Raw genomic sequence first — 9,192 nt, forward strand, 5'->3', positions numbered from 1 at the left:
CACCCTGCTCAATCAACCGAATCGCTTCAGCCTTGAACTCCGCCGAATAGGCCCGACGCTTCTTTCCCATGTGGACACCTCCTGTCCCAACATGCCGATTGGGACTGCTTGGTGTCCACCAAACCGGGGCAGGGCCAGCGGACATCGGGGACACAGTGGAACAGCGAATCGGCTTGCCTCGTTTCACGCAGAGACGCGGAGGAGCAGAGGCGCAGTGGCAGCTACAGCGGCGTCCTGGATCCGAGCCTTACCGGGATATTCCACATTCATGATGTAGAACGGCGGGATGGCAGGCTGCTGGCCGGGTCTCTCGCTCGGCCGCGAGCCACACTGCGCCTCTGCTCCTCTGCGCCTCTGCGTGAAACGAGGAAACGCCCACTGTGTTCCGCTGTGTCCGCTGTGACCTCCGTGTGAACCCGCCTGTCGCAGCCCGGACGATGAGAAGACGCCAGACCAACTCACTGGCCACGTGAAGCCGTCGGTCGCAGCTCCAGGACGTGGAAGTCGAGCGTGACATCGAGGGCCGGCAGGAGTGCGGCCTGGCGCCACGCGTCCTGCTCGAGGTGCCATGCGCTGGGCGTCATGCGCAGCAGGTCCAGCAGCTGAACGGTATCGAGCGCGCGATCGTAGCGCACGGTTCTGTCCTGGACCAGGTCGAACAGCGGGTGCATCGACGCCATGAGGCGCTGCTCCTTGTCGGGCGCGACGGCAAGGAGCGGAAGCCGGGCGCGGAGCTGGGCGAGGTGACCGGCGCCGGGAATGACGATCAGCAGCGTGCCCCGCGGGTGCAGGATGCGATGAAACTCCTGCGGGTTTCGGGGCGCGAAGATGTTGATGATCAGGTCGGCGGCGCGATCGACGACGGAGATCCTGTGCGCGATGTCGTTGCGGAAGAAAAGGCCGTTTCGCACGGTGCGCGCGGCGCGCCGCAGCGCAGCACTGGAAATGTCGGTACCGAGTAAGCAGAGCCGCGACGGAGACTGCGCGGCGTCTTGGGCGATCCGGCCGAGGTAGTAGCCCGTGCCGCAGCCGCAGTCGAGAACGACGGCCGTGTCGCGCGCCTCTCCGTCCGCAGACCGCAGGCGGACCGCATTCGCCAGGCACGTCGCAGCCAGCCCGCTCACGCACTCGGCCAGCGGATCGAACAGGCCGCTCTCCAGGACGCGCGTGCGTGCGGCAATCATCTCGCGCGTGTCCCCCGCGATGTTGTGCCGGCCGTGGCCCGGGGGAAGCAGGTCGACGTGACCCTCGCGCGCGATGTCGAAGGTGTGGCGACTGACACACCGGAGCGAGCCGCTGTCCACTCTCATGGGGGCGCCGCAGACGGGGCAGCGCAGCAGGGCTGCACAATCCTCGCTCGCCATTTGTTCTATCTTCACGACTGCGCAGGTGGAGGCATGTAAGCGAGGGCGCTACAGCCACTTCACTCCCGGCAGAGAATGTCGTTCCCGCGCGCATTCCTGGCCAGCCGATCCCGGCTGCACCCGCGCGCCCGCCCCACGCGCGCGCTGTTTCCTGCACACGAAATGATCATCCGCACACATTGATCCGGATCGATCCTTCCCTCTACATTCCGCCGATGGAAACCACGACCCGTGCCGGCCACATCGCCCTGGTCGGCAGGCCGAACGTAGGCAAGTCGACGCTGCTGAACGCCTTCGTCGGTGAGAAGCTGAGCATTGTCACGCCGCGCGCGCAGACGACGCGCGAGACCGTGACCGGCATTCTCACCACCGGGGATGCGCAACTCGTATTCGTCGATACGCCCGGGTTGCTGGAGCCGAGGTATGCGCTGCAGCGGGCGATGCGGACGTGGGCGCTGGAGGCGCTGGCGGATGCGGACGTCGTGCTGCTGCTGCTGGATGCAACGCGGCCGGACGAGCTGCCCGATGCGGAGGCGCTGGAGGCGCTGGGCGGGCGCCGGCACGCGCTCATCGTCGTGATCAACAAGACCGACGCTGCGTCCGACGACGATGTTGCCTCACTGGCCGCATGGAGCCGTGCGGAGCTGGACCTGGAGCCGCACCGCTTGTCGGCCGCGGGCGGGCAGGGGGTGGACGAGCTGCTGCGGGCGCTTACGGAACGGCTGCCGGCGAGTCCGTTCCTGTATCCCGAGGACGAGCTGGCGGTGCAGTCGGTCCGCTTCTTCGTCACGGAGCTGATCCGCGAGACGATCTTCGAGGAGTACGAGCAGGAGGTGCCGTACTCGACGGCCGTGCGCATCGAGGAGTACCGGGAGGCCTCGGATCCCGTCTACATCCGCGCGACCATCTACGTGGAGCGCGACAGCCAGAAGCAGATCCTGATCGGCCGGGGCGGCGAGCGGATCAAGCGACTCGGCGCGCAGGCGCGGCAGAAGATCGAGTCGTTCGTCGGCGAGCGGGTGTACCTGGATCTGTGGGTCAAGCCGCTGGCGAACTGGCGCAGGAAGGTCGGTACACTGCAGTATCTGGGGTATCCCGTTCCGCGCGACGACGCGGACGGTCACTGAATTCGTGGGGGCGAAGCACATGCTGGATCCGCAACTGCTCGAGATCCTGGTCTGCCCGAAGTGCAAGGGCGACCTCGAGTATCGTGCCGAGCAGAACGAGCTGGTCTGCCACACCTGCCGCCTCGTCTACGAGGTGCGCGACGACATCCCGATCATGCTGATCGACGAGGCGAAGCCGCTCGGCTGAACAGCCAGCCGTCCTTGCAATGTGGCTCGCCCTATCGGTCAGCGCGCATGGTGTGGGCGGGTGTGATCCTTGCCACCGGGGACGGAGCACACTGACGCCGGGGAGCTATCGTGCCACTCAATCCACAGCAGATCGTCGATTACCTCCGTAACGAGGCAGGGCGCCCGCTCAAGACCAAGGAGCTGGCGCGTGCACTCGAGGTGGAGCAGTCCGATTACGCAGAGTTCCGTGCGCTGCTGCATCGCATGGAGGACGAGGGGCTCCTCTACCGGGTGCAGCGCCAGCGCTACGCGGCACCCGCCCGGATCAACCTGGTGGTCGGCCGCTTCCGCAGTATCCGCAGCGGCGCAGGATTCGTCGAACCGGACGAGGGCGGCGACGACATCTTCATCCCTGCCGACGCGATCGAGTCTGCCGTAAACGGCGACAAAGTGGTCGCCCGGATCGAGCGCAGGCGGCGGCGCGAGCGGGTGGAAGGCACGATCATCCGTGTGCTCGAGCGGGCACGTGAACGCGTGGTCGGCGTCTTCCAGCCGGCCGGTCCCGAGGACCGTCCTGCACTGTTCGGCTTCGTCGTGCCAAACGACAAGAAGCTGACCCGGGACGTCTACATTGCGGCGGGCAGCACGCGCGACGCCCGGGCGGGCGATATCGTCGTCGTGTCGATCGCCGACTGGGGCACCTCGCATCGGGGTCCTGCGGGCGTGGTCGAGGAGGTGATCGGTCCCGCCGATGCGCCGGGCAATGATATCCTGGCGATCGTTCACGGGCACGAGCTGCCGCTCGAGTTCCCGGAAGAGGTCCTGGCCGAAGCGCGTGCGATCAGCAGACGCGGCATCCGTCCGGAGGACCTGGAGGGGCGCACCGACCTGCGCGACCGGGTCGTATTCACCATCGACCCCGCGGACGCACGCGACCACGATGATGCGCTGTCCATCATCGCCCACGAGGACGGGACACACGAGGTGGGCGTGCACATCGCGGATGTCTCGTTCTACGTGCGGCCCGGTTCGCCAATCGACATCGAGGCGCTCAATCGGGGGACGAGTGTCTACCTGGTCGATCGCGTGATCCCGATGCTGCCGCATGAGCTGTCGAGCGATCTCTGCTCGCTGCGGCCCGACGAGGACAGGCTGGCGATGTCGCTGTTGCTGCGCATCGACGCGGATGGCAGCGTCCGCAGCCACTCGCTCGTCCGGAGTGTGATCCGCAGCCGGCACAAGCTCTCGTACGACGAGGCGCAGGAGGTACTGAACGGCGCACGTTCCATCGGCCCGGAGACCGACGACGCGCTGCGTCGCCTGCACACGCTCAGCCTCACCCTGCGTGCTGCGCGCGAGGAGCGGGGCAGCATCGATTTCGACTTGCCGGAAGCGCGGGTCGTGCTCGAGGAGAGCGGCGAGCCGGCCGACATCCAGCGCGTGCTGCGGCTCGAGTCGCACCGGCTGATCGAGGATTACATGCTCCTGGCGAACGAGACGATCGCACGGGACGCAGCCCGCAGGAAACTGCCCATCCCGTACCGCATCCACGAGCCGCCGGACACCGCGCGCATCGAGCAGCTCCGCGATTTCATCGGCGGCTTCGGCCTGCGCCTGCAGGGAAGGGGGAGTCCCACGCCAAAGCAGCTGCAGGCCGTGATCGAGCAGGTGAAGGACAGGCCGGAGGAGAAGCTGCTCTCCACTGTGGTGCTGCGCTCCATGCGCCAGGCGCGCTACAGCGAGGAGAACCACGGCCACTTCGGACTGGCCGCGCCGCATTATGCACACTTCACGTCACCCATCCGGCGCTATCCCGACCTGCTCCTGCACCGGATCTGTGCGAGCCGGTTCCTGGGCGACGACGGAGGGTTGCTCACGGCAGACCAGATCGCACCGATCGCGAAGCTGAGCAGCGAGCGCGAGCGCATCGCGGAGGCGGCCGAGCGCGACAGTGTGGAGCTGAAGAAGGTGCAGTACATGGAGCGGCACCTGGGCGACGAGTTCTCCGGTACGATCAGCGACGTGCGTGCATTCGGCTTCTTTGTGCTGCTCGACGACGTGTTCGTCGACGGCCTCGTGCACGTCAGCAGCATGGAGGACGACTACTATGCCTTCCATGAGGACGCATACGCGCTGGTCGGTCAGAACACGGGACGCACGTTTCGCCTCGGTGACCGGGTTCGCGTGCAGGTAGCGAGCGTGGACCGCGAGGCACGTCGCATCGACTTCATCGTGCTCGAGCGCGAGGGCGCGCCGGTGGGCGCGCGCACCGGCCGCGCTCGCACGGGAAGCCGCAGCAGCAGTGCCCGCAACGACCGCCCGCGCACGGGGCCGAAGGGCGGGGGCGGCAGGCGCGGTCCAGCCGGCGCGGGAGGCCGCCGCGGCGGTGGACGCGGTCGCCGGAAATGACCGCCGCGCGGCGCGCCGGATTCACCGCCGCCGGCCCGTCGCAGTGTTTGACACGGTTCAGTGTCGAAACTAGCTTGCCGCGGCTCCGACCACGGTGGATTTGCCTCTCTTCCAGGCTGAATTGAGCTCGCGAAAGGTCCTCGTCTATCACTCGCCGCGACGGCATGCGGCGCCTCCGGCGGCCACCGAGTTCGCGCGGGCGCAGGACCTCGATCTGCTCGAGATCCCTGACGGCGCTGACGTGATTGCCCTGGTCAATCGTGCGTTTCCGGTCGGCATCCTGATGGACGGCGACGCGGAAGTCGACTCCATCCGCCTCTGCCGGCTCCTCAAGGCGGATACCTTCAGCGCCATCGTACCCGTCGTGATGATCGTGCCTTCGACGCAGCGCGAGCGCGTCTGGGAGGCGTTCGAGGCGGGGGCGGACGAGGTGCTGACCGATACGATGGATATGCAGGAGAAGCTGCTTCGCCTGCGCATGATGCTGCACCGGGCACACCGCGACGTCAGTGTGCACCCCGGGACGAGGCTGCCCGGCACCGCACAGATCGAGCGCGACATCGCGGAGCGGATGCGCAGCGGCCAGAAGTTCGCCGTCTGCTACGCGGACCTCGATCATTTCAAGGAGTACAACGACCGGTACGGCTACAACGAGGGCGACCGCGTCATCCGCATGCTCGCACGCATCCTGCGCGACATCGTGAAGGCGTACGAGCCGGACGGCTTCATCGGCCACATCGGTGGCGACGACTTCATCTTCAACGTCTCACTGAAGAAGATGAAGGTGTGCTGCGAGGAAGTGATCAGCCTGTTCGACGAGCTGATCCCGTACCAGTACACCGAGGCAGACCGTGAGGCCGGGTACTTTCTCGGACGCGACCGGCGTGGCAACATACTCTGGGTTCCGCTGATGACCCTGTCGATCGGTGTCGTGACGAACGAGATTCGCACGTTCACGCACACGGCACGGGTCAGCGAGCTCGCGACCGAGATGAAGACGTTCGCCAAGAAGCAGTCGGGCTCGATCTATGCCGTGGACCGCCGCTCGGATTCGGACACTCCCGGCCAGTTCGGCCGTGCCGGCGAAGCCAGGGATGAGCTGGAGGCAACGACGGACTCATGAACATCCGCTGTCCACACTGTCAGACGCTCTTTCGCGTGGACCCCGCCCGGGTCCCGCCGCGCGGCATCCGCGCGCGCTGCGCACGCTGCGGCGGCACCTTCCAGATCGCCGGGACGTCCCCGCCGGACGCCACGGCCGGCGCGGCAGCAACCGAGCCGGGTGCGTCCCGGAGCGGCGAGCCGCACGGGCCATACGGCGGCGAACCCGCGCCCCAGGCGGGCCGGCCCGCGAGTCCGGGTGCGACGGGCGGACCCGCCTCGCAGGCGGGCAGCGCCGCGCTTGCGGGCCAGCCGTCGAATCCCGCGCAGTCAGCGCCGGACGCCCGGCAGGGCGGGGAGTCCGGCGCTCGCACGCCCGGTGCTCCAGTCAATGCCGGCGCGGGCGCGCCGGCGCAGCCGGCCAGCGGGTCGCAGCGCCCCGTGTTCGGGTCCCGTGATCCGAATGCACGGGCGCAGCGGATCGCCCGCGCGCTGGTGAGCGACATCGTGGCGTACCACCCCGACCGTCGCGACCAGGCCATCGAGGCGGGCACGCTGCGCAGCGAGTTCCGCGACGAGATCATGAAGAGCTGGGACGAGTACGTGGCCCAGGTCGGCCAGGAAACGGCGAAATCGACGCCGTTCTTCCGCCAGGCGTTGAACGACATCCTGGCACGCGGGCAGGCGGTGTTCTGAGCGGTCCGCTCGGTTGCAACGCCCGACGGAAGCCATTAATTTCAAAGATTCCGCGGGGCCGTCCATTCGGTTGGGCGGCCCCGGCTTGTTACCTGGAGAGCGTGTGATGTCCACAGCCACGATGGAGCAACTCGAGGCGGCACGAGAGCGCGTTACGGCGCTCGGAGGCTATCTTTGACGTCGAACCCCGACGTGAGCGCATAGCCGAGCTCGATGCCCGGATGGCGCAGCCGGGTTTCTGGGACGACCAGAACGGCGCGCGCGAGGTGATTGCGGAAGCGAACGAGCTGAAGGCGTGGGTCGAGCCGTACGACGCCCTGCGCAGCAAGGTCGATGAGCTTGGCGAGCTGGGCGAGCTCCTGGAAATGGAACCCGACCCGGAACTCGCGGCCGAATGGGAGTCAGAGGTCACGCGGCTCGAAGAGGACATCGACCGCCTGGAGCTGCGGGCGATGCTGCGTGGCCCGGATGACGCGCGCGACGCCATGGTCACGATTCATCCGGGCGCCGGCGGCACCGAGTCGCAGGACTGGGCCGAGATGCTCATGCGCATGTACACGCGCTGGGCGGAGCGCAACGACTTCAAGGTGGAAGCGCTCGACCTGCAGCCGGGCGAAGAGGCTGGCATCAAGAGCGCCACGCTGGAGATCCGCGGAGAGTACGCGTACGGCTATCTGAAGGCGGAAAAGGGCGTGCACCGGCTGGTGCGCATTTCGCCGTTCGACGCGCAGAGCCGGCGCCACACGTCCTTCGCGAGCGTCTTCGTCTACCCGGTCGTCGACGACACGATCGAGATCGACATCGACGAGGGTGACCTGCGGATCGACGTATACCGCGCGTCGGGAGCCGGCGGTCAGCACGTCAACAAGACGAGCTCGGCGGTACGCATCACGCACAACCCCACCGGCATCGTCGTAGCGTGTCAGAACGAGCGGAGCCAGTTCCAGAACAAGGCGACGGCGATGAAGATGCTGCGCGCCGCGCTCTACGAGAGGGAGCTGGAGCGGCGCGAGGAGGAGAAGCGCAAGCTGGAGGACACCAAGACGGACATCGGCTGGGGCAACCAGATCCGATCGTACGTGTTCCAGCCGTACACGCAGGTCACGGATCATCGCACGGAGCTGAAGGTGGGCGACGTGCAGCGGGTCATGAACGGCGATCTCGAGCCATTCATCACGGCATACCTGAAGCAGTTCGGCGCCGGCGCGGCGTAGGAGAGGAGTTCGATGGTGGAGGAGGCAGGGCGCGTCGTCGCTGACCGGTTGCAGAAGCTCGAGGCCCTGCGCTCCGGTGGTATCGAGCCGTACGCATACCGTTACGAGGTCACCCACAGCACGATCGCGGCGCGCGCCCTGTTCGAGGCGGCGGAAACGTCGCAACAGCTCGACGAGGCGGGCGAGGCGGGGCCGGTCCGGCTCGGCGGGCGGCTGGTCTCGTTGCGGTCCCACGGCAGGACGCTGTTCGCCGACCTGGCCGATCGCGACGGTCGCATCCAGCTCTACTTCCGCAGCAAGGACCTGGGCGAGCGGTTTTCTCTCCTCGACCACCTGGACATCGGAGACTGGCTCGGTGTCGAGGGGCGCGTGTTCCGCACCCGCATGGGCGAGGTGACCGTCAAGGTGAGCGGCTTCGAGCTGCTGGCGAAGTCGGTGCGCCCGCTGCCGTTCGGCAAGGAGGAAGTCGATGCCGACACGGGCGAGCGCCGCGTGCACCACGGCTTCACCGACATCGAGCAGCGCTACCGCCAGCGCTACGCCGACCTGGCCGTGCACCGCGAGGTGCGCGAGGTCTTCGTGCTCCGCGCCAAGGTGGTGAGGTGGCTGCGACACTTCCTGGATGAGCGCGGCTTTCTCGAGGTGGAGACACCGGTCCTCCAGCCGCTCTACGGCGGCGCCGCCGCCCGGCCGTTCGTCACCCACCACAACGCGCTGGACATGCCGTTGTACCTGCGGATCGCCGACGAGCTGTATCTCAAGCGTCTGCTGGTGGGGGGGCTGGAACGGGTGTACGAGATCGGACACGACTTCCGGAACGAGGGGATGGACCGGACCCACAACCCCGAGTTCACCATGCTGGAGTTCTACCAGGCCTACGCCGACTACGGCGACATGATGGCGCTCACCGAGGCCATGGTCGCCGGGGTGGTGGAGCACTGCCTGGGCACCCGTTCCCTCCAGCGGTACGGCACCACCCTCGATTTCACCCCGCCGTTCCGGCGGGTCTCCTTCATCGAGGGCATCCGCGAGCGCGCTGGCCTCGACCTGCGGACCGCCTCGGACCAGGAGATGCGGCGGGTGCTGCTCGGCCGGGTCGAGCCGGCCGAGGCA

General features: G+C 67.5%; 7 protein-coding genes and 1 pseudogene. 7 read left to right on the forward strand and 1 reads right to left on the reverse strand.

Features of this window, described 5'->3' with window-relative positions; all coding sequences use genetic code 11:
- Window positions 1–458: 458 nt before the first annotated feature.
- Window positions 459–1,364 (reverse strand): methyltransferase domain-containing protein, encoded by a 906-nt coding sequence (locus VFU06_16050; GenBank protein HEU5210909.1) that lies wholly within the window; start codon window positions 1,362–1,364, stop codon window positions 459–461.
- A gap of 215 nt (window positions 1,365–1,579) precedes the next feature.
- Here VFU06_16050 and era point away from each other — a divergent pair, with 215 nt between their 5' ends.
- From era to VFU06_16085, 7 genes and pseudogenes are all read left to right on the forward strand, one after another.
- Complete coding sequence (gene era / locus VFU06_16055; GenBank protein ID HEU5210910.1) at window positions 1,580–2,491, forward strand: GTPase Era; 912 nt, start codon at window positions 1,580–1,582, stop codon at window positions 2,489–2,491.
- Window positions 2,492–2,510: 19 nt separating this feature from the next.
- A complete protein-coding gene (locus VFU06_16060) occupies window positions 2,511–2,678 on the forward strand; it encodes a Trm112 family protein (GenBank protein ID HEU5210911.1) in 168 nt (55 codons plus the stop codon).
- 110 nt (window positions 2,679–2,788) lie between these two features.
- Complete coding sequence (rnr, locus tag VFU06_16065) at window positions 2,789–5,068, forward strand: ribonuclease R (protein HEU5210912.1); 2,280 nt, start codon at window positions 2,789–2,791, stop codon at window positions 5,066–5,068.
- A 121-nt stretch (window positions 5,069–5,189) separates the two neighbouring features.
- Window positions 5,190–6,191, forward strand: a complete 1,002-nt coding sequence (locus VFU06_16070) for a diguanylate cyclase (protein ID HEU5210913.1) — start codon at window positions 5,190–5,192, stop codon at window positions 6,189–6,191.
- Window positions 6,188–6,865, forward strand: coding sequence for a zinc-ribbon domain-containing protein (locus VFU06_16075; GenBank protein HEU5210914.1), 678 nt, complete (start codon window positions 6,188–6,190; stop codon window positions 6,863–6,865). The genes VFU06_16070 and VFU06_16075 overlap by 4 nt, the downstream gene beginning before the upstream one ends.
- Before the next feature lie 155 nt (window positions 6,866–7,020).
- Window positions 7,021–8,079, forward strand: a pseudogene (prfB, locus tag VFU06_16080) (peptide chain release factor 2).
- 12 nt (window positions 8,080–8,091) lie between these two features.
- The coding region (locus VFU06_16085) for an amino acid--tRNA ligase-related protein (protein ID HEU5210915.1) at window positions 8,092–9,192 on the forward strand (1,101 nt) is incomplete at its 3' end.

Source organism: Longimicrobiales bacterium (genome assembly GCA_035764935.1).
Classification (GTDB): Bacteria; Gemmatimonadota; Gemmatimonadetes; order Longimicrobiales; family RSA9; genus DASTYK01.